This is a genomic window from Sorangium sp. So ce375, from assembly GCF_051473855.1.
In the GTDB taxonomy this organism is placed as follows: domain Bacteria; phylum Myxococcota_A; class Polyangia; order Polyangiales; family Polyangiaceae; genus Sorangium.
This window is the reverse complement of sequence record NZ_CP150335.1, coordinates 2,101,681-2,121,732: the sequence shown is the minus strand read 5'-3', so window position 1 is coordinate 2,121,732 and position 20,052 is coordinate 2,101,681. Positions and strand designations below refer to the sequence as shown.

General features: G+C 68.5%; 11 protein-coding genes. 5 read left to right on the top strand and 6 right to left on the bottom strand.

All coding sequences use genetic code 11. The annotated features are described in order from the left end of the window. Positions 1-6 precede the first annotated feature (6 nt). The 4 genes from WME90_RS08105 to WME90_RS08090 all read left to right on the top strand — a co-directional run bounded on the left by WME90_RS08105 (position 7) and on the right by WME90_RS08090 (position 8,338). Positions 7-1,383, top strand: coding sequence for a DUF1552 domain-containing protein (locus tag WME90_RS08105; RefSeq protein ID WP_437280509.1), 1,377 nt, complete (start codon positions 7-9; stop codon positions 1,381-1,383). Between the two features lie 50 nt (positions 1,384-1,433). Next, a complete protein-coding gene (locus tag WME90_RS08100) occupies positions 1,434-3,242 on the top strand; it encodes a glycoside hydrolase family 44 protein (protein ID WP_437280508.1) in 1,809 nt (602 codons plus the stop codon). Between the two features lie 174 nt (positions 3,243-3,416). Next, positions 3,417-5,756 carry a M48 family metalloprotease gene (locus WME90_RS08095; protein WP_437280507.1) on the top strand — a complete coding sequence of 780 codons (2,340 nt, stop codon included), beginning with the start codon at positions 3,417-3,419 and terminating at the stop codon, positions 5,754-5,756. A gap of 1,295 nt (positions 5,757-7,051) precedes the next feature. After that, positions 7,052-8,338 carry a GNAT family N-acetyltransferase gene (locus WME90_RS08090; RefSeq protein ID WP_437280506.1) on the top strand — a complete coding sequence of 429 codons (1,287 nt, stop codon included), beginning with the start codon at positions 7,052-7,054 and terminating at the stop codon, positions 8,336-8,338. A gap of 351 nt (positions 8,339-8,689) precedes the next feature. Here WME90_RS08090 and WME90_RS08085 read toward each other — a convergent pair whose 3' ends face one another. The 4 genes from WME90_RS08085 to WME90_RS08070 form a co-directional block, all read right to left on the bottom strand. Next, positions 8,690-9,724, bottom strand: a complete 1,035-nt coding sequence (locus WME90_RS08085; RefSeq protein ID WP_437280505.1) for a DUF2278 family protein — start codon at positions 9,722-9,724, stop codon at positions 8,690-8,692. 360 nt (positions 9,725-10,084) lie between these two features. Further along, positions 10,085-10,825 carry a tetratricopeptide repeat protein gene (locus WME90_RS08080; RefSeq protein WP_437280504.1) on the bottom strand — a complete coding sequence of 247 codons (741 nt, stop codon included), beginning with the start codon at positions 10,823-10,825 and terminating at the stop codon, positions 10,085-10,087. After that, the gene (locus WME90_RS08075) at positions 10,822-13,080 is read right to left on the bottom strand and encodes a 5'-nucleotidase C-terminal domain-containing protein (protein ID WP_437280503.1); all 2,259 of its coding nucleotides are present in this window, start codon (positions 13,078-13,080) and stop codon (positions 10,822-10,824) included. The genes WME90_RS08080 and WME90_RS08075 overlap by 4 nt, the downstream gene beginning before the upstream one ends. Positions 13,081-13,839: 759 nt before the next feature. After that, entirely contained in the window at positions 13,840-14,301 is a 462-nt protein-coding gene (locus tag WME90_RS08070) for a hypothetical protein (RefSeq protein WP_437280502.1), read from the bottom strand. 721 nt (positions 14,302-15,022) lie between these two features. On the opposite strand from WME90_RS08070, the gene WME90_RS08065 reads away from it, so the two are divergent. Further along, entirely contained in the window at positions 15,023-15,709 is a 687-nt protein-coding gene (locus tag WME90_RS08065) for a queuosine precursor transporter (protein WP_437280501.1), read from the top strand. Between the two features lie 144 nt (positions 15,710-15,853). Here the strand turns inward: WME90_RS08065 and WME90_RS08060 are convergent, their stop codons facing one another. Further along, positions 15,854-18,256: a PAS domain-containing sensor histidine kinase gene (locus WME90_RS08060; protein ID WP_437280500.1), complete on the bottom strand. Its 2,403-nt coding sequence runs from the start codon at positions 18,254-18,256 to the stop codon at positions 15,854-15,856. Between the two features lie 319 nt (positions 18,257-18,575). After that, positions 18,576-19,856 carry a serine hydrolase domain-containing protein gene (locus tag WME90_RS08055; RefSeq protein WP_437280499.1) on the bottom strand — a complete coding sequence of 427 codons (1,281 nt, stop codon included), beginning with the start codon at positions 19,854-19,856 and terminating at the stop codon, positions 18,576-18,578. Between the last annotated feature and the right edge of the window lie 196 nt (positions 19,857-20,052).

Genomic DNA, 20,052 nt, shown 5'->3' with positions numbered 1-20,052 from the left:
CCCCCAATGACGAACAAAGCTTTGAATCGACGAACTGTTCTCCGGGGCATGCTCGCGACGGGCGCCGCCGTCACCATCCCGCTCCCCTTGCTGGAGATCATGCTGAACGAGAGCGGCACGGCGCTCGCTCAGACGAAGTCCCCGGTCTCGCCGCTCTTCGTCACGTGGTTCTTCGGGAACGGCACGCTGCCCGGCCGCTGGAAGCCGTCGCGCACGGGCTCCGGTCAGGCCTGGGACCTCAGCCCCCAGCTCCAGCCGCTCGCGGACCTCAAGTCGTACCTCACGGTGATCAGCGGCCTCGAGAACAAGCTCGTTGTGTCCGGCGTCGAGCACCCCACGGGGTCGGCGGGGGCCACGACCGGCGCGCCGCTCAGCGGGAACGCCGTGCGGACCGCATCCATCGACCAGGTCGTCGCGAACGCCATCTCGGAGGGGGCGCCGTACCGCTCTCTCGAGCTGGGGGTGACGCCGGCGACGCCGAACGGCCCTCAGGACTCGCTGCACACCGTCTCGCACAGGGGGCCGAACTCGCGCAACAACCCGGAGTTCGATCCGAAGGCCGTGTTCAATCGACTGTTCATGAGCGGCTTGCCCGAGCCCAGCGACGACGGCGCGGCTCAGGCCGCGAAGCTCGCGAACGTCCGGAAGAGCGTGCTCGACTCCATCCAGCAGGACGGCGCGAGCCTGCAGCAGCGGCTCGGTGCGGCCGACAGGCAGCGCGTGGAGCAGCACCTCGAGTCGATCCGCGCCATCGAGCGTCGCCTCGAGACGACGGCCTCCGGCGGCGATCCGACGGCGGCGTGCAAGAGCCCGGCGGCGCCCACCGCCGGCAAGGATGCGCGGAGCGAAGCGCCCCCCGACGTGAACGCCGCCATGGTCGAGCTCTCGGCGCTCGCGCTCGCCTGCGAGCGGACCCGCGTGCTCTCGTTCATGTTCTCGCTGCCCGCCGCGCACGTCTACTACCGGCACCTCGCGCAGGACATGAACGACGACTTCCACGACACCATCTGTCACGGGGATGCCGGAGATCAATCGAGTCAGCCCCGCGTCGACAAGGGCGTGATCTACACGATGCGCTGCCTAAGCGAGTTCCTGACGAAGCTCAAGAACACGCCTCACGGCAGCTCGAACCTGCTCGACAGCTCGCTCGTGTACGTCACGTCCGACACCGCCTGGGGCAAGGTGCACACGAGGACGGAATGGCCGGTGCTCTTCGCGGGGAAAGCCGGAGGGCGGCTGCGCGGGGACGAGCACCACAACTTCCCTGGCGACAACCTGAGCAAGGCGCTTTTGACGGCCGCCCAGATCATGGGCTTGCCCGTGACGGAGATCGGCGCCGACGCGGGGCGGGTCACCTCGCCGCTCGCGGGCGTCCAGGTCTGAGCGCGCCAGCGCGCGCCGCGATCCCTCCGAGAATGAGTATCATGCACCACATGCTCTCTCGACACGCTCCCTTCCTGCACGCCACGCTGATCCTCCTCGCTTCTGCCGCCTTCCTCGCCTGCGGCGACGACCCCGAGAGCTCCTCGGCTGGCAGCGGCGGCACCGGCGCTTCCGGCGGCGGCACCGGCGCTTCCGGCGGCGGCACCGGCGCTTCCGGCGGCACCAGCACGGCCAGCAGCGGCGCCGGCGCTTCTGGCGGCGGCGCCGGCACGGCCAGCAGCGGTCAGGGCGGGTCCGGCGGCCATCCTCCCTCGAACCTCGTCGAGCCCGGCGATCCCGGGCCGGGGGACGTCACCTTCACCGTACGCGCCGATCGGGATGTGCGCCCCATCAGCCGGCTCATCTATGGCGCCAACTGGGCCGAAGACCTGGACGGCGAGCAGCGCGGCACCACCGTCGTGCGCATGGGCGGCAACCGCATGACCGCGTACAACTGGGAGAACAACGCCTCCAACGCCGGCTCGGACTACATGCACCAGAACGACGCGTACCTCGTCGGGAACAGCCAGAAAGGCGATGTCCCCGGGGAGGCGGTGCGCATGCACGCAGAGGGCGCGCTGGCGCACGGCGCCGCCTTCATCGCGACCGTCCCCATCTGCGGGTATGTCGCGGCGGACAAGGCCCCCGGCGGCGACGTCGCCCAGACCCAGAATTACCTCAAGACCCGCTTTCGCCCGACGATCGCGCGCAAGGGCGCGCCCTTCTCCTCGTCGCCCAACCTCGGCGACAACGCCGTGTACCAGGACGAGTTCGTCGCCTGGATGAAGCAGGCCTTCCCCCGCGCCTTCGAGGGCGACGTCGCGAGCGTCCTGTTCTCGCTCGACAACGAGCCCGACCTCTGGAATCACAGCCACGAGCGCATCCACCCGGAGCCGGTGCGCTACGCCGAGCTCGTCGACAAGAACATCGAGTTCGCGTCCGCGATCAAGGACGTCGCGCCCAACGCGCTCGTCACCGGCTTCGTCTCCTACGGGTATTCGGGCTATGTAAGCCTCCAGGACGCGCCCGACGCGGACGGCAACTTCATCGAGCACTGGCTCGACGCCATGAAGGCCGCCGAGATGAGCGAGGGGCGCCGCCTCGTCGACGTGCTCGACCTGCACTGGTACACCGAGATCTACGCGAACGGCGAGCGCATCATCGGCGCCGATGCGTCCCCCGCGTCGGTCGAGGCCCGCGTCCAGGCGCCGCGCTCGCTCTGGGATCCCTCCTTCGTCGAGGACAGCTGGATCGCGAAGGACGTCCTAAAAGGCCCGATCAAGCTCATCCCCTGGCTCCAGGGCCTCATCGACGCCCATTACCCGGGCACCCTCCTCGGCATCACCGAGTACAACTACGGGGGCGGCAACCACATCTCCGGCGCGATCGCGCAGGCCGACGCCCTGGGCGTCTTCGGCCGCGAGGGCGTGTTCCTCGCGACGATCTGGGATCCCGGCGAAGAGGTCTCGATGCTCCGGGCCGGCGTGCGCGCCTTCACGAGCTACGACGGGCAGGGCGCGCGCTTCGGCGACACGTCCGTCCAGGCCGAGACGAGCGACGTCGCCAAGGCCACCGTGTACGCGAGCATCGACGAGGCCGATCCGGGCCGCATGGTCCTCGTCGCCATCAACAAGACAACGGCCCCGCTCACGGCCGCGGTGACCCTCGCCGCCTACGAGAGCTACACGGCCATCGACGCGTGGCAACTCACGTCCGCCAAGGCCGATCTCGTGCCTGCGGCTCCTGTCGCTCCGGGCGCCACGAACGCCTTCACCTACGCCATGCCGGCCCTCAGCGTGTCGGTGCTGGTCCCCCGATAACCGCGTCCCCCACGTCCGGAGCGCCGTCGTGATGAGCCCCGTCGAGACACGCCGGGACGAGCGCGCCGCGGCGGTCCATCGGTCGCGGCGCCACGAAGCATAGAGTTTCCATCGACTTGCGCGCTGCGACACGGCCCGTGACGGGCCCTGCGGCTATCGTGATAGCCTCGCCGGATGGTGGAAGCGAATCGCTCCGAGCCTCCTGCAGAGCTCCCATCGACGCCGCAGCGCGGGGACACGGGGGACGCGGCGGCTCCGGAGAAGCGCGATATCTATCCCGCTGGCCCGGACGGGGCGCTGCCGTCGGTCCAGGCCACGCACGAGTACAGGCTGCGCGTCGTCCTGGTGCTCGTCTCGCTGCTCTCGTTCGTGGCGCTCTACCTGGCGCTGCTCGCCGCCTCGGGCTACCTCGTCTACCTCACCCTCGTCGAGATGAGGTGGCTGCCCGGCAAAGGGGTGATCCTCAATCTCGGCGCCATCGCCGGCAGCGGGATGCTGTTCCTCTTCCTGCTGAAGGGGCTCTTTCACAGCCGCCCGTTCTCGTCGAAGGGCCTCGTCGAGGTCACGGAGCACGACCAGCCGCGGCTCTTCGCCTTCCTGCGCCGGCTCTGCGAGGACGCGGGCAGCCGCCTCCCCGGCAAGGTCTACCTGTCGCACGACGTGAACGCGGCGGTCTCCTACCCTCAGTCGCTCCTCAGCCTGTTCTGGCCTGTCCGCAAGAACCTCGTCGTCGGGCTCGGCCTTGTGTCGGCCCTCGATCTCTCGGAGCTCAAGGCCGTGCTCGCCCACGAGTTCGGGCACTTCTCGCAGGCGAGCATGAAGCTCGGCCAGTATGTCTATATCGCGAACGGCGTCGTCGCGGACATCGTGTTCGGCCGCGACGCGTGGGACCGCGCGATTCAACAATGGCGGCGCGCGGACATCCGGCTGAGCTTCCCTGCCTGGATCCTGAGCGGCGTCGTGTGGGTCCTGCGCAAGCTGCTCGAGCTCGTCTTCCGGGCGATCAACCTCGCGAACCTGTCGCTCGCGCGGCAGATGGAGTTCAACGCCGATCTCCACGCCGTGCGCCTCGCGGGCAGCGACGCGATCGTCTCCGGGCTCTGGAAGGCCGAGCGCGCGGCGCTCGCCTACCGCGACGCGGTGGGCGGGCTCGCGAGCGTGGCCGAGCACGGCAAGTTCTCCGAGGACGTCTTCGTCCACGTGGAGCGATCGCTCACCCAGCTCGACACGCGGCTCGGCAAGGCGCCCGACGCCCGCGACCGCTTCGGGCCGATCCTTGCGCGGTACGAGCGGGGACCCGCGCTGCACTTCACGAGCCCGGCGGAGCGGGTGAGCTCCCTCTGGGCGAGCCACCCGCCGAACCACGAGCGGGAGGCGAACGCGAAGCGCGTGTACGTCGCCGCGCCGACGGACGGGCGGCCGGCGTTCGAGCTCTTCGTGAAGCGCAAGGCGCTGCGCAAGCGGATGTCGCGCGTCGTCTACGAGGCGCTCGGGTACGAGTCGCTCGGGCGGAAGGCCCGCGAGCTGCTCCCGGCCGAGGAGGTCGCCGCGCTCGTCGAGGAGGAGCGCGGCGAGATGCGCCAGGCGGAGCACTACCACGGCCTCTACGAGAACCGCGTGCTGGATCCGGGCGACATCGACGCCGGGGCGGCCGCGCTCGACGCCGACGCGGCGAGCGGCGCGCTCGATCGCGGCGCGCTGCGGGCCGCCGTGCTGCCGTTCACCGGCGAGGCGCTGAAGGAGCGCATGGCGCGCCTCGACAAGCTCCGCGGCGAGCGCGAGCTCATCGAGGCGCTGACGGACGATCGCGTCCGGCTGAAGGGCAAGACCGCCGACTTCCGGGGCGAGGCGCGCTCCCGGGACGGGATCGTCGCGCTCGCCGCGGAGGTCCAGCGCGAGCTCAAGGCGGAGCTGACCGCGCTCGCGGAGACCGATCAGGCGTTCTTCCGCCACTTCTACGCCTGCTCGGCGGACGACCCGGCGGCGCGGGCGGAGCTCCTCGAGCGCACCAGGTTCCTCGTCACGATCCAGAAGCTCGTCGTCCGCCACAACGCGCTGGAGGAGGCGCTCGAGAGCGTGTGCAGGCGGCTCGGGCACGGCGCCGAGCTGAACGAGCACGAGTTCCGCCGCCTCACCGGCGTCCTCGACGCGGCGCGGTCGGCGCTCGTGGAGACGGTCGACGCGCTGAAGCCGATCTCTCCGCCGAAGCTCGCGCTGCTCAAGCGCGGGACGCTCCTCCACCGCTTCGTGGTGCCCGATCGGGTCGTCGATCCGCTCCCGGAGGGCGGCATCTCGGGCGCGTGGATCAACGAGCTCCTCCAGCAGCACGCGGGCGCCCTCGGCCGGCTGAGGAAGCTGCACTTCAAGAACCTGGGGCAGCTCCTCGCGCTCACGGAGCGGCTCGATCCGGCGCTGTTCCCCGCGCAGGAGCCGCGCGAGGGGGGCATGGGCGCGGGGAACGGCAGCATTGAGACATCCTCGCCAACCAACGGGACAGACCCCGACGAAATCTAGAAAAATGGATCAGGTTTCTGGGTAAACGCAGGCTACATCCAGAGATTCATCTCTCCGATCCAGCTCATCACGGCCTACATCCAGAGAATCGATTCAAAAAAACTAGCCCAAATAACCCTGAATCCAGAAAAACAACGCAAAAATTGAGCTAATCCGGCTGGCGCTCACCCAAGGGTACCGACGAGAGGTTGCTTCGCTCGACCAGGCGCGAGCCACAGATGAGCCTCGCTCAAGGGGGGGCACGGTCCTCCCCCCCGGGTGCTGCAAGCAATAGCTGACCACGCACGTACTCTAACGAATGGACTCGGAGTCGCACGAGTTGATGTCGCAGACGCTGCGCTGATCGTTGAGGCAGCCCATGTACTCGTCGAACCGGCTCACGCATTCAGCCGCCTCGTTCTTTGCCTCCTATCTTCGCACAGGCTCGCGCAATCCTCGCTCGTCACTTGCCCCTGATCGGGGTCGAGCTGCTCTCGCTTCGCCCACTGTCGTCGTCATGGGTGCGCTCCTCGACGCTGCGGGGAACGAAGAGGAAGTCGACGAAGGAGCGGGGCGCTCCGTCGAGACCAAGGAAGCGCGCTGCGCGCCGGCGACTTCATTAGATAGACTAACGAAGGGGGCGTGGTACGAGCGCGCCCCGCCATCGCACCGAGCGCTCGTCCGGCGATGTGCGGCGCGCCGATCATCAGCGGCATCGCGCCCGACCGGCCGCGCAGGACGTCGATACCATCGTTCCGGACAACGGCCGCTCGATCAACGTTGGCACAGGCGCGCCCCTGCTCTACGAACGGACGTTCGCCTGGCTCGCCGAGCGAGAAATCCCACGCCGGTATGCTGACACCCGTCGAGCACAGATGGATACGGCGCCAACGTGACCAGGCCCGTACAGCGAGCAGCGCTTTCGCTTGCACGGTGTCTGCTCCCACATATACTCGCTTTCTAGTTAATGTCAGGCCGTCGTCATCCGCCATCCACGCCGACAACATAAGCGACGCGAACGACAGGGCATCTCGCATCCACGCCTCGTATACCGTGCGCTCTATCCTGGGTTGAGGCGGCCAGGCCCGGCGCTCCTTCGCGCCGGAACCAGCGTCGGGGCGGCGCTCGTCGCTCGTGTTGTCGGTGTCCAGAACGGGATCGAGGGCGGCGGCGGCAGGTTGCCGGCGGGCTCGACCCCGCCGTGAGATGCCGGGCGGCCGGGGCGCCCACGACGCGCGATCGCCGTCGCGACCGAGGTGCGCGCAGGACATCCGCGCTCGGCGTCGAGCGCTCTGTTGACTCTGGGGGGGTATCAGATGCCGTATCAGACACGAATCCTGTGCAGGAAGGCGGAGCTCGCCGATCTCGCGGACGACTGGGAGCGCTGCCGTCGCCGACGGGCGCAGCGCCACCTGTCTCATCGACTGGAGCACATCGCCATCGAGGCGGAGGAGATGGCCCGGACACGCTCGCCGGCGTGGACGGGGGATGAGGGCATGATGGTCGCGGCCCTCTTCGACCGAGATCACGGGACCCTCGTCGGCGCGGCGCCATTCCTGATCCAGGACTGGACCTGGCGCTGTCGCCTCGGTTACGCGTCCGTGGGCGCGTTCGCCGTCCGGCGGGCGCTGCTCTGCGGGACGGACTGGATCGCGCCGGACGCCCCGGCGCAGCAGGAGGCGCTCCTCCGGGCGGTCCTGTCCGCGGAGGTCCCCTACCATATGATCTCCATCGAGGGAGTACCGGTCGACTCGGATCTCCTGCGCCTCGTCCGGAGCTCCCCGTGGGTGCGCCGGGAGTTCTGGGTCGACACGCTGGCCGCGGTGACGCCGCGCCGCCTCGTCGACCTGCCGGGGAGCTTCGACGCCTACCTCGCGAAGTTCAGCGGCCGCACGCGCCGGACGTTGAAGTACAAGGCGAAGCGCCTCAAGGGCGCCATGACCCATGGCATGCAGTTCCAGCGCATCACGCGGAAGGAAGAGGTGCAGAGCTTCCTCGACCAGGCGGAGCTCATCTCGGCGCGCAGCTGGCAGGGCAGGTGTCTCGGGCAATCGGTCAATGGGGAGGCCACGCGGCGCAAGCTGGAGGCGTTCGCTGAGCGCGGCTGGCTGCGCTGCTACCTCCTGCTGGACGGCGACGCTCCTGTCGCCTTCGTGATCGGGAAGCTGGACGAGGGCACGTATTATTACGAGCTCCCGGGTTATGATCCCGCGTGGGCCTCATATCATCCCGGCAGCGTCCTGCTCCTCATGCTCCTCGAGGACCTGTGCGCGGACGGGGTCCCGAGGACGCTCGACTTCGGCTACGGAGAGAACGAGTACAAGCGGCTGTACGGCACGCGCTCCTACGATGAGGTGACCGTCCGGCTGGTCCGCAAGTCCGCCGCCATGGTCGTCCCGTACGTCACGCACGCCGCCTGCTGGTCCGGCTCTGCGCTCATCCGGAAGGGGCTCGATCGCTTCGCGCTGAGGGAGAAAGTGCGGCGGCTCCTGCGCGGGGAGCCGGCCCCGGGGGTTCAGGTCGAGACGCCGAGCGCAGCGGGCGACGAAGCGGAGGTCGCGCCCGGCAAGGCCGAGAGCTTCGCTCGCGCGGCGGCCCCATAGCGCTCGAACCTGCGACCCCGCGACAGGGCCGCCGGAGCTGCTGCGCCCGATCGAACGGCGGCTCTGCGCGCCCCGTCCCTCCGAGGCCGGGGCGGCGCACAGACAAGGCCAGCCGGATCGCCGCGCGACGCCCAGCCTCCCGGCCGCGGGCGGCCGTCGACCAGGTGTTGGTCGACGGGTTGAAGAGCGCGGTAAGCACCCAGCCGTTGAACCTGCACCCTGCTATCGCCGCTCGGGCGGCCGGTGTCTCAGGCGCGCTGGCACGGAGGAAGCAGCGCCCCTCCGTGCTCGCGGAGCTCCCGCGGAGCCACGCAGGTCATCATGGCGCCTGTCCCCCGCCCCGAGCTGCGATCAAAACACGATCGTCCAGCCAGGATTGCTCGCTTGCTTCTTCGTATAGGACACGCCGTCGACCTTCAGCCCGTCCGCGTTGAGCAGCGTGATGAGCCCGCCCTGGTTGGAGAGGACCAGCGGAGCCTGGACGACGAACGTCGTCACCCCACCAGGCTGAAGCTCTCCGGTGAGCGCCATCCTCGATTTGGCCTTGTCGAGCAGCGACCAGCCAGCGAGATCGATCTTCCGGTTCGACGCATTCAACAATGTAACCGTCTCCCGTTCGGGTGTACGCGTGTCGTTCACGAGCGCGGCGACGATCCGCACGATCCCGTCAGGCTGCTCTACCGTGGGGAGGCCACCGCCTCCGCCGGCCACGTCGGACGGCGGTCCGGACACCGGCACGTCGATCGTGTGCCCTGTCCGGTCATCCGTGTGCCACGCCTGCGTGTGAAACTTCAGGAAGATCGCGGCCCACTGGTCCTCACGCGGGAAGTGGATGAGGAGGCCGCCGTCCTGCCAGACGCCATCGTCGTCCTTGAAGCGGGCGTCGTTGCCCTGGTTCATGTGGATGTCGTGGACGCCGTTTCCGGGCAAGAAGCCGAAGATCTTGTCCTTTTTCCCGTCCTCCGGGCCCCAGCGCTCCCCGAAGGCGTACAGGAGCGCCTCCTCGTCGGACATCGCCCGCTGCACGTAGTGATCGAGCTTCTCGTTGAGGTCGTTGTCAGGGCCCGGGGCGGAGAACGGCAGCGGGACGAACTCGGTCCGATCCGCGACGTTCCCCCGGATATAGTCGAGCCCGAGCCCGCCCGGCTTCCTCTCCAGCGGGTGAAAGCCGCGCGTCAGCTCGCGGAGCTCTTGGAGCAGCGGGTGCGCGAACCGTGACTTGACGACGTATTCGACCTTGGAGCCGTCCTGCGACTGCACGTTCACCGCGATGCGATAGTCGATCGTGTCGTCCACGACGTGGATCTGATAGTGCGGGTTCGCCCCCGACGCAAAGCGTCGATCGATCACCGAGCCCTTCAATACTCCATAGCTCTTCAGCGGCATGTTTCCTCCCGTATCCATCGGCCGAGCACGGCCGGTGCTCGCCCGTGGAATCGCGTCAAGCTCCCATTTCAGCCATTCGAACGGCGACGGTTCATCCGGAACGCATCGGAGGCGGTCGCCATCAGGCTCCCTGCCGGAGGATCAATAGAAGAGCAGAAAACCGCAAGGACGCAAGGGGCGCAAGGGGAAGACAGAAAACTATCTCTCATCTCTCATCTCTCATCTCCCATCTCTCATCCCTTGCGCCCCTTGCGTCCTTGCGGTTTTTCTCTTTCCCGGATTCCCTCGGAGCTCGCTCCCCGGCGCACCGCTGGGTCTCTCAACCCATTGAATTCATAAAACTTTCAACGTGTCAGCATGCTAGGGTGGGCTCTGCCGGTGTTGGATGGCGTGCTCGGCCTCCATCGTGTACCGGCGGCTCTCGGCCTCGTCGGGTTCGAGCCCCAGCTCCCCATAGAGATACGCGATCGCCAGCGCCTGGAGCGCCGCGGGGTGCTCCCGCTCGCCAGCGCTCTCGTAGAGCTCCACGGCTCTCCTGTCGTTCCTTGGCACGCCCGCGCCCGTGCGATACGCGTTGGCGAGCAGGAACATCGCGTCCGGCGACCCTCCGCGCGCCGCGAGCTCGAACCAGCGCGCGGCCTCCGCGGGGTCCGCCCTCACTCCCTCGCCGTTCTGGCTCATCACACCGAGGAAATAGGCGGCGCTCGGGTGGTGCGAGGGGGCGGCTCGCAGCAGCCAGGCGCGGGCGCGCGCCGCGTCCCTCGGGACGGACGGAAGCCCCTTCAGGTAGATCCTTCCGAGCGAGATCTGCGCCTCGACGTCTCCCTGCTCGGCCGCCCGCGCGAGCGAATCCATCCCGGCGAGGACCTCCCCGGGATCCGCGAGCGTGAGCAGGCGAAAGCCGAGCGCCCGCGCGTCCGCGCCGCTCGGGGGCGGAGCCCCGGGTCGCGACGGCGGCGAGGGCGCGGCGGCGGCCGTGGGGCGACCCGCCTCGGGACGATCGCCCTCGCGCAGCCCTCCAAGGCAAAGGGCGCCGACGCCGCCGAGCACGAGGGCGCCGCCGATCAGCGCGGCGAGCCGCACGGGAGGCGGGACGCTCACCGGCTCAGGTCGATGGAGTAAACAGAGAGCATCTTGCCGCTCCCGTCATCCTGCGCGACGAGCGAGATGTTGTTCAGCCCGGCGGCCTCCGCCTTCGGGAGCGCGCTCTGCGCGGAGGTGAAGGTCACGGGGCCCATCGTCGTGACCCGGGTGAAGCGCCAGCTGCGGGCAGAGCCGTTCTCGGCCCGCGTGAGGCTCTCGAGCTCCTTGATGTACGCGATGAGCACGTCGCGGTTCGTGTCCGGCGCGGCGTAGATCGTCTTCGAGCCGTCGAGGCCAGGGAAGCCGCCGCCGCCGCTCGCGCGGTAGTTGTTCGTCGCAACGATGAACTCCGCGGCTGGATCCATGGGCTCCCCGTTCCACTGGAGGTTCCTGATCCGGCCGCTGGCCTTCATCCCCGTGGGCGGGAGCGGCTGCGTCACGTCGATCTCGTACGAGATCCTGCTGTCCGTGAACATGTCGAAGTTGTATCCGGGCATCGCGACGTTGATGAGCGGCTGCGGCTCCGTCACGCTCGGATCGATCCGATTGAAGCGCGTCGCGGCCCTCTCCAGCCAGTCGAGGATGTCCGCGCCGGTGACCTTCACGGCCTGGACCGTGTTCGCGTACAGGTAGAGATCGGCCGCGTTGTTGATCGCGATGCTCCCCGCGGGCACGTCGGTGTAGTCGTTGCCGCCCTGAAAGCCGGACTTGAACGGCGCGCTCACCGAGAGCACGGGGAGCGACGCGTACTGCGGCAGGTTCTCCTGGATGTAGCGGGCGACGTAGTCCGCCTGGGCCTGGTTGACGATCTGGATCGCGCTGGCGTCGCCCACGTCCGCGAACAGCGACGACATCTCGAAATCGGTCGTGCCGATGGGCGTCTTGACGTAGGCGATCGTCGCCTGGTGCTCGGCGTCGATGAGCGGTGCGATGGAAGCGTCGGCCGCGACGAGGACCTTCGTCTTGTCCGGCTGCGCGTCGCAGAGGGTCGCGAACGCGCAGGGCGCCCCCGTGCGCCAGCGCTCCGTCGCGTCGCACGCCTCGGGGAGCCCATTCTTGCAGGTCGTGACGATCGGCCGGGCCTCGACGATCGTCTTCGCCTTGTCGACCGTCCAGCCCTCGCCGTCGTGGGTGAGCCCCAGCATGATGACACCGAGGTGCTGGCCCCAGAAATTCCCCATGACCGCGGGGACGCCGTCGACCGTGCCCGCGTCCTTGTCGACCTTCGGCAGGCTGAACTGCGTCACGGTGCTGCTCGGGTTGGGGAAGATCTGGTGCGAGTGGCCCATGAGCATCGCGTCGATTCCGGGCACCTGGGCGAGGTGCCACGCCTGGTTCTCGAGGGTGGGTGAATAGGGCGAGTCGTCGAGGCCGCCGTGGACGATGGCGACGACAAGCTCGGCCCCCCTGGAGCGGAGATCGTCCACCAGCGGGGCGGCGACCTCCTTCACCCCCTTCGTGAAGACCTTGCCGTCGAGCCACTTCTTGTCCCAGCTCAGGATCGTCGGGGGCGTGACGTCGATGAAGCCGACCTTGACCGTGCTCTCGATGGCGCCGCCGCCCGGCGCCGTCGCCGAGAGGGTCTTCTCGACGACGACGGAGCTCGGGAAGAGCGTCTCGTTCGTCTTCAGGCTGAAGACGTTGGAGTTCACCAGCGGGAACCGAGGGCCCTCGCAGCCCGCCGATCCAGCGAGATCGAGCCCCTCGACGTCGAACGGGGTGCGGGTCACCTGCGAGAGGAAGGCGAGGCCGAAGTTGAACTCGTGATTGCCGATCCCGCCGACGTCGAACCCCAGGTGGTTCATCACCTTGTACATGGCCAGCGTCTCGCCGCACGGGATCGGCTCGACGAGCGCCTGATGGTCGGCGAGCACGGTGCCCTGGAGGGTGTCGCCGTTGTCGATCAGGAGGTTGTTCGAGAACTCGGCTCGCGCCTGCTTGACGAGGGTCGCGGTGCGCTCGAGGCCAATCGACGGCTCGGCGACCAGCTTGAAGTAATCGAAGCCGAGGATGTTTGTATGGAGATCGGTGGTCTCGAGCAGCGCGAGCTCGGCCGTGGCTCCCCTCGGCGTCGCGGGCGCTCCTCCCGCGCCGCCATCTCCCGCGCCGCCGCCGCCCTTGCCGCCGCCCCCCTCGCCGATTCCCCCTTCGCCGCCTCCCCCCGCGCTGCCGCCCCCCTTGCCGCCTCCTCCCTCGCCGCCTGAGCCGGAGGAGCTGGAGGTCGATGCGCCTGCGCCGTCCTGGTCATCGCCGCACGCGGTCAGCGCGATCATGGCCAGAATCACAGAGGAAACCGACGCTATCCGTCCGACTCGACAGATCATCGTGAGCACCTTTCCGAGCGCCGCTTCGGCCGATGCCTCTTCGCGCCCGTACAGCCATAATGAATCGTGGCGATCGAGTTTTCGCACCTATGCACGCCCAGATCAAGGGGCTCGATGAGCTGCCCGGCGTGTCGACAGCACCGGAGAGGCGAGACGGCAGAAGCACGCTTGATTGGCGCGCCCTTCGCTCGCCGCTGCGTCCGTCCGATGGACTTCCGGTGACAGCCTCGTCACCGCTCGCCGCTCGCGAAGGACCGCGCGGCACGGCGCCCTCTCGCGGCCTGTCGAGCGGAGGCGGCCCTTCGATCGATAGGCGCCTGGACCGGTCGAGCGCTCGCCGAGCGCCGAGCGAGGGGGCCCCCGTGTCAGAGGTACTTTGGCCGCCGGTGGGGTCATTCGAACCGCCAAGCACGCCAGGGACGCCCCCAACAATCTTGGCGTCTTAGGGTGTCATGGCGGTTCCATCATTCCGGCAGGGTGGCGTAGGTACACAACCACCTTCGCCCGAGCTCACCGCTGGGTGGTGTGGACCTCGCAAGGCAAGGAGACGCGATGACGGCGCCAGCTCGCAGCGCGGGAGAAGCCGCGCCTCGCGAGCTGAGCCCCGGGGTCTTGGGAGTCACGAGATGAGGGTGGGAAATCTACGGATCGGGGCGGCTATCACCCCGCAGCGCGCAGCTCGCCGGCAGCCAATTCGGAATCGGCTATTTAGCAGTGGTCCTCGTGGCCCGCCGGCTCCGCGTGACAGTAGCCCGGGCAGTTCTGAATGAGCTGCCCAGTACCGTTGTAGCAGTAGTAGAGCGCGTAAGGGCTCCCAGGAAATCCCCGGTTGCCGCCGCACCACACCCCGTTCCAGAATCCGGCGCAGGAGAACGTAAAGCCGGGGCCTGGAGGCGGAGGGGCATAGTACTGCCGGCCCCGGCTGTCGCCGTTCGCCAGCTCATCCATGTAGTCGCCGGAATACAGCTGGTCTGCGGCCGTGGAGCGCTCGACCGACTGCCCCTCATCTTCGTTCACGGCCAGCGTCTCTTGACCCACGCCGACGGCAGGCTCGATCTTTGCATCGTCTCCCATGTCCACAGGGTTGTCCTGCGACACACAGCTTACGCCGAGCAGCGCCGTCATGGCCGAGACGCTCAGCGTTGATGTGAGGATTCGCAACGAGCTCATATCTATCGCTCCTTCCAGGGCCCGCGCCAGGCCGCGGCGGACATCCACCGAGATTTGTGCGCCAGGCCCCTCTGTTCATTAAATGGTGGACCAAAGGCGAACGTCAACTCCACGACTCGAGCCCTCACACGCATGGCGAGAGATTGACTGTCACCTCCTCCGCGTTCGTCGCCTCATCGCAGTTTCACGAGCGATCGTCAGAACGGTACAAGCGCGTCGCGACCGCCGGGGGGCAACGTGGAGCGCCTGGATCGGATTCATGCAGCCCCCGAGCCGCCCAGGGAAGCGGGACAAGCAAGGCGCTTCGACGATATCGAGGGCGAATAGCACGCTCGACGCGAGCAAGGAGTTCAGAAGCGTTTCTACCGAACTTCGCTTACCTCCAGCTCTCGCTCCTTCGCCTTCTTCCCCGCTCGGCCTCTCTCCAGGACCAGCGTCCCGCCCTCGTTCTCCGCGAAGACCGTTACCCGTACCCGCGCCGAGGGGTGGGCCGGCGCGACCCCGCGCCCGGCATCGTCGACGCCGGCGAGAGCCGCAAGGCGCCGTGCCCACGGCGAGGGCCGGGTGGTTGCTCCGCGCCGAGAGCCGGGAGAAGCTGCGCCTCGCGAGCTGAAGCGCATCCCGCGCGCCTCGCGCCGCGCGCCTCGCGCCTCCAGCGAGCGTCTCCGAGGTCGCCGTTGATTCCTTGTCCTCGCCAGCCGCGGCCATCTAGGCTCGCCTGATGTCCGAATCGTCGTCCAAGAGCGAGAGCCAGGAGTTGACGGGCGCCGTCAGACCGGCAGCCATCATCGTCATATCGCTCTATATCGCGGCCCAGCTCATCAGCCAGATCGCAAGCCTCAAGATCGGCGTCGTCTTCTCGTTGGCCGTGGACATGGGGACGTTCATCTATCCCCTCACCTTCACCTTGCGGGACATGGTCCACAAGACCATCGGCAAGCGCGGCGCCCAGACGCTGATCTTCTGCGCCGGCGGGGTCAATCTCCTGATGGCCCTCTATCTCCTCTGGGCCGCACGAGTGCCTTCAGACCCGTCCTGGGGCCTCGGCGAACAATACTCGGCGATCCTGAGCCCGGTGTGGCGAATCGTGTTCGCGAGCATCGTCGCGGAGGTCGTGAGCGAGCTGCTGGACACCGAGATCTTCCACCGGGTCCGCGAGGCCTATCTGAGAAAGTCCGGACCCAGGCGCCAGTGGCTGGCGGTCCTTGCGAGCAACGCGGTCAGCGTCCCGATCGACAACCTGGTGTTCTGCCTCGGCGCCTTTGCCTTTGTACTGCCGTTCGAGGTCATCCGGCAGATCTTCGCCATCAACCTCGCGACCAAATTCGCCCTGACCCTGATCAGCCTGCCGGGCATCTATCTCGTGCCCGACAAGAGCAGCGAGAACGCCCCGGCACCGCAGGCGTAGCTCCGCCCTCGGCGCGCCACAGCCTCCTTCCCCACGAAGACATGTACATTGTCCGGGCAGAGCTCGCGCCCCGGGGAGGTCGCGCCGCGTGCGCCGAGACCGGCTGTGATCGCGGGCGCGGCCTGAGTCAACCCGGGCGGCGCTTCAGACCTCCCTGCTGTGCGCCGCCTCGGCAGCGAACGGCAGCGTGAAGCGGAACGCCGTCGTCGCGCCGGGGGAGCTCTCGACGGAGATCATGCCTCCGTGGGCCTCGACCAGACCCTTCGTGATGTAGAGCCCGAGGCCGACCCCGCGCACGCGGCGCGCCTCGCCCTCGGGCGTGCGCGTGAAGCGCTTGAACAAAAGCGGCAGCGACGCCGGCGGGATGCCCGGCCCCCAGTTTTTCACCTCGATCTGCGCCGCCCCCTCGGAGGCCCAGGCGGCGACGACGATCTCTCGCCCGCGCTCCCCGTATTTCGCGGCGTTCGAGAGCAGGTTCATGACGATCTGCTCGAGGCGGCCCGCGTCCGCCCACACGGGCAGGAGCTCGTCCTTGATCTCCACGCGCACGGCGTGGCCAGCCGTCATGCCGGCCGCCTTCTCGACGATCTCCACGAGCTGCGCGCGCAGAGCCACGGCGCGAGGCTCCAGCTTGAGCGCCCGCACCTCGATGCGCGACGCGTCCAGCAGATCCTCGGCCATCCGGTTCATGCGGTCGATGGACATCGCGATCCTCGCGAGTTGCTTCTCGCTTTCGGGGGGGACCTTACCGCCCATCCGGACGCGCAGCAGCTCGCTCGCCGTCGCGATGCTCTGGATGGGCTGGCGAAGGTCGTGCGCGATCACACCGGTCCACTCCTCACGCAGCCGCTGCATCTCCTTGAGCGACGTGATGTCCTGGAAGACGGCGACGGCGCCCTGGATCTCGCCGTCGTCCGACCGCACCGGTGCCGCGTTGACGAGCACCGGGACGAGCGCGCCATCGGCGCGCCGGAGCAGCGCCTCGACGCTCCTCACGATCTCGCCGCGGTGCTGGGCCCGGACGAGCGGCAGCTTGTCCCACGGCACCGGCTCGCCCGACGGACTCCGCACGTCGAGCGGAGCCCGGCAGCCGCGGGGGTCGAGCACCTCGGTCGACTCACAGTTGTAGTCAACTGCGAGCCGGTTGAGCATGGCGATCTGCGCCTTGGCGTCGGCCAGGATCACCGCCTCGGGCATCTGCTCGAGGACGGCCTGGAGCCGCCGCCGCTCGCTCGCCTCGGCGTTCCGGCGGCGCTGCTCCGCTTCATGAGCGCTCGCGAGCTCGGCCTCCATCGCCTTGCGCCGCGCGATGTCACGGCAAATCCTCGAGAAGCCGACGAGCCGATCCGCCTCGTCGAAAATCGAGGAGATCGTCATTTCGAGCTCGAGCCGCCTCCCGTCCTTGGCCCGGCCCACCGTCTCGAAATGCTCGCCGCGCTCGCCACGGCGGAGACGCGTGACGATCTCCTCCGCCTCGCCGGCTCGCTCGGGGGGTGAGAGCATCGCCACAGGCCGCCCGATCACCTCCTCGGCAGTATATCCATAGAGGCGCTCCGCGGCCGGGTTCCAGCTCTGAATCATCCCGTCAGGGCCGCCACCGATGATGGCGTCGGCCGAGGAGTGGGTGAGCGTCGCGAGGAAGGCGCGCGCCGCCTCTGCCCGACACCGCGCCGCGTCGAGCAGGTTCAGGCGCACCGCGCTCATCCAGACCACGGTCCCGAGGAGCAGCGTCGTGACGACCGAGACGAGCGAGAACGCCGCCGCCAGCGTGTAGGCACCCGTCGCCATGCCCGTCAGGAAGAGACGGCCGAGGACGAGGGGGAGGACGAGCACGCACGGCAGCAGGCGCCGCAACAGGATGCTGCCCGGCGCGCTCGACCTGAGCGTGGCCATCGCCCCGCGATCGGGCCGCGCCGCAAGGATCCCGGCGCACAGCGCGAGCATGGCGATCGCCCCGTGGAGCGCCATGCCCGTGAACGGAAACAGGAGCGGCAGCCCGTAATAATAGCCGTCGCCGAACAGGTACGCGGTCAGCGCGCTCAGCACGAGGGCCGCGGCCGGCAGCACGCACAGCTCAGGGATCGACCGGCCACGTCGCGTATCGGCGCGGAGCATCAAGAGTCCCGCGCTGATCAGGATGAAGCAGAGAAGGGTGTTCGGCGGGGGTCTCCCGGGAAACGGGACCGGGAAATCAACGGTGTTCGGGAAGAGCAGCGTGTCGATGCCGAGGTCCCAGCCGAAGGCGTACTCCGCGAGGACGCCGACGCAGAACGCGATGACAGCGGCGGCGCAGAGCTGACCTAACCGGCGCAGCAGCGCCGGACGCCCCTCCCCGCCTAGGATCCAGAGGGCGGCGCCGGAGAGGATGAAGGCGACCGCGGAATTCGGCACCATGCTCGGCAGACCTTCCCCGACCGAGACAAGCGGGGTCACGTGCATCGACCACCCCAGCAGAGCCGCGGAGCCGACCCCGACCGCGCAGGCGGCTGTCACGGTCACGCCGCGCGGCGCACCATGCCAGAGCTCCACCGCCGAGCGGTACCTCATCAGATTCTCCTATCACAGCGTCGCGCAGAGTCCGATGGTTCGCCTCGGATGACGCTGCTTCTGGCGAACCCACGACCCGTGTTGAGCTCGACTGCCCCGTCGCGTACCGGGGACGCACATCCCGGACGGCGATGCAGGGCTCGGACCGAGGGCCACGCGCGGCGGCGGATCTTGCGCAAGTCCGGCGAGGGGTCCCCCGGCGCGCTCACGCTTTGCGTCCGAAGTTGGCCGCGTTCGTCATGAGCACGTGCGCGTGGTGCGCTCGGAGGCGCGCGCGGCTGCTCCTCGAGCCGTTCGTCGACCGGAGCGGCGCGTGCGCTCAGCCGCGCACCGCGTTGATGATGCCGTCGAAGAACTCGGCGCAACCGATGCTGTCGAGCATACGCGCCCAGCCGCGCTCATCGAACGGCTGCGGCAGGCCGTGGTTGGTCAGGAGGACGCCGATGATCTCGAGATCCGGATCAACCCACATGAACGTTCCCGCCCCGCCTGCCTTGCCGTAGGCGCGCGGCGACAGGCGCATGCCGCCGTTCGAGAAGCACCGCGTCGACAACTCCCACCCGAGGCCCTTCGGGGTGAAGAGCAGGTTGCAGATGGGCGAGGTGTCGGTCGCCGCCGCCGTCACCTGGGGCGTGTTGTTCTTCTTCATCTGCCGGACCAGATCGGGCCGCAGGACCTCGGCGCGGCCGTACGCGCCGCCGTTCAAGATCATCTGGCAGAAGACGGCGACGTCGAGCGCCGTGGAGAACACGCCGTCACAGCCGGTGACACCGCCCAGCGCGAAGTCCTGCTCGTCCTGCACCTCGCCCCGCACAAGGCAGCCCCGGCGGGAGGAGTACCCGGTGGCCGCGACGCGCTCGATGAGCTCCGGGGGCGGGTTGTACATCGTGTCGTTCATGCCGAGAGGACGCCAGATGCGCTCTGTCGCGACGGCGTGCAGATCCTCCCCCGCGGCGGCCTCGATCATGCGGCCGAGGAGGCGGTACGTGAGGTCGCTGTAGAGCACCGAGCTGCCCGGCTGATACTCGAGCGGCGTCTCGGCCATGGTGCACCACGCGGTCTCGACGTCCTCGTCCAGGCACTGGTTGTCTATCGGCAGACCGGACGAATAACGGAGCATGTCGTAGACGGTGACCGCCCCCTTTCCGTTGGCGGCGAACTCGGGCAGGTACCTGGCGACCGGCGCGTCCAGCCGGATCACGCCCTGTTGAACCAGCGCGAGCGCCGCCGCCGCCGTCGAGATCACCTTGCTCATCGACTGGATGTCGAAGATCGTGTCGAGCGTCACGGGCTCGTCGGCGGCGCCGGCGACCTTGCTGCCGAAGGCCCGATGACCCACGATGACCCCGTGCCGCGCCACGAGCGCCGTGGCGCCGGGAAACAGGGCGTCGTTCACGCGGCGCTGGAGCCGCGCAAAGACGTGCTCCAGCCGCTCCGAGCTCATGCTCACGTCCTCGGGCCGCCCCGTGGTGAGCGTGGTCGAGCAGGCGCCTCTCCATGGGTCCGAAGCGAGCGCAGGCGCCGCGGCGGCCACCGCGGCGAGCTGAGTCATCCCTTGCAAGAACTGCCTGCGGTTGGCCGCTCGTCGTTGATCGATCATGACTCTTCCCAACCTTGTTTTCATGAAGAACGAACCATTCCACGCTGCTCGCCCCCGAAGGGTCGGTGGCGCATTCAGCGTGGGCGTCTGGCGTGAAGGCTCGCAATTTGTACGCCAGCGCGACCTGCCGTCTCCCCCTCGAGCTGCACCGCCAACAAACGCTGCGAACTGACCGCTGGTTTCAGCCGAGGGGTTC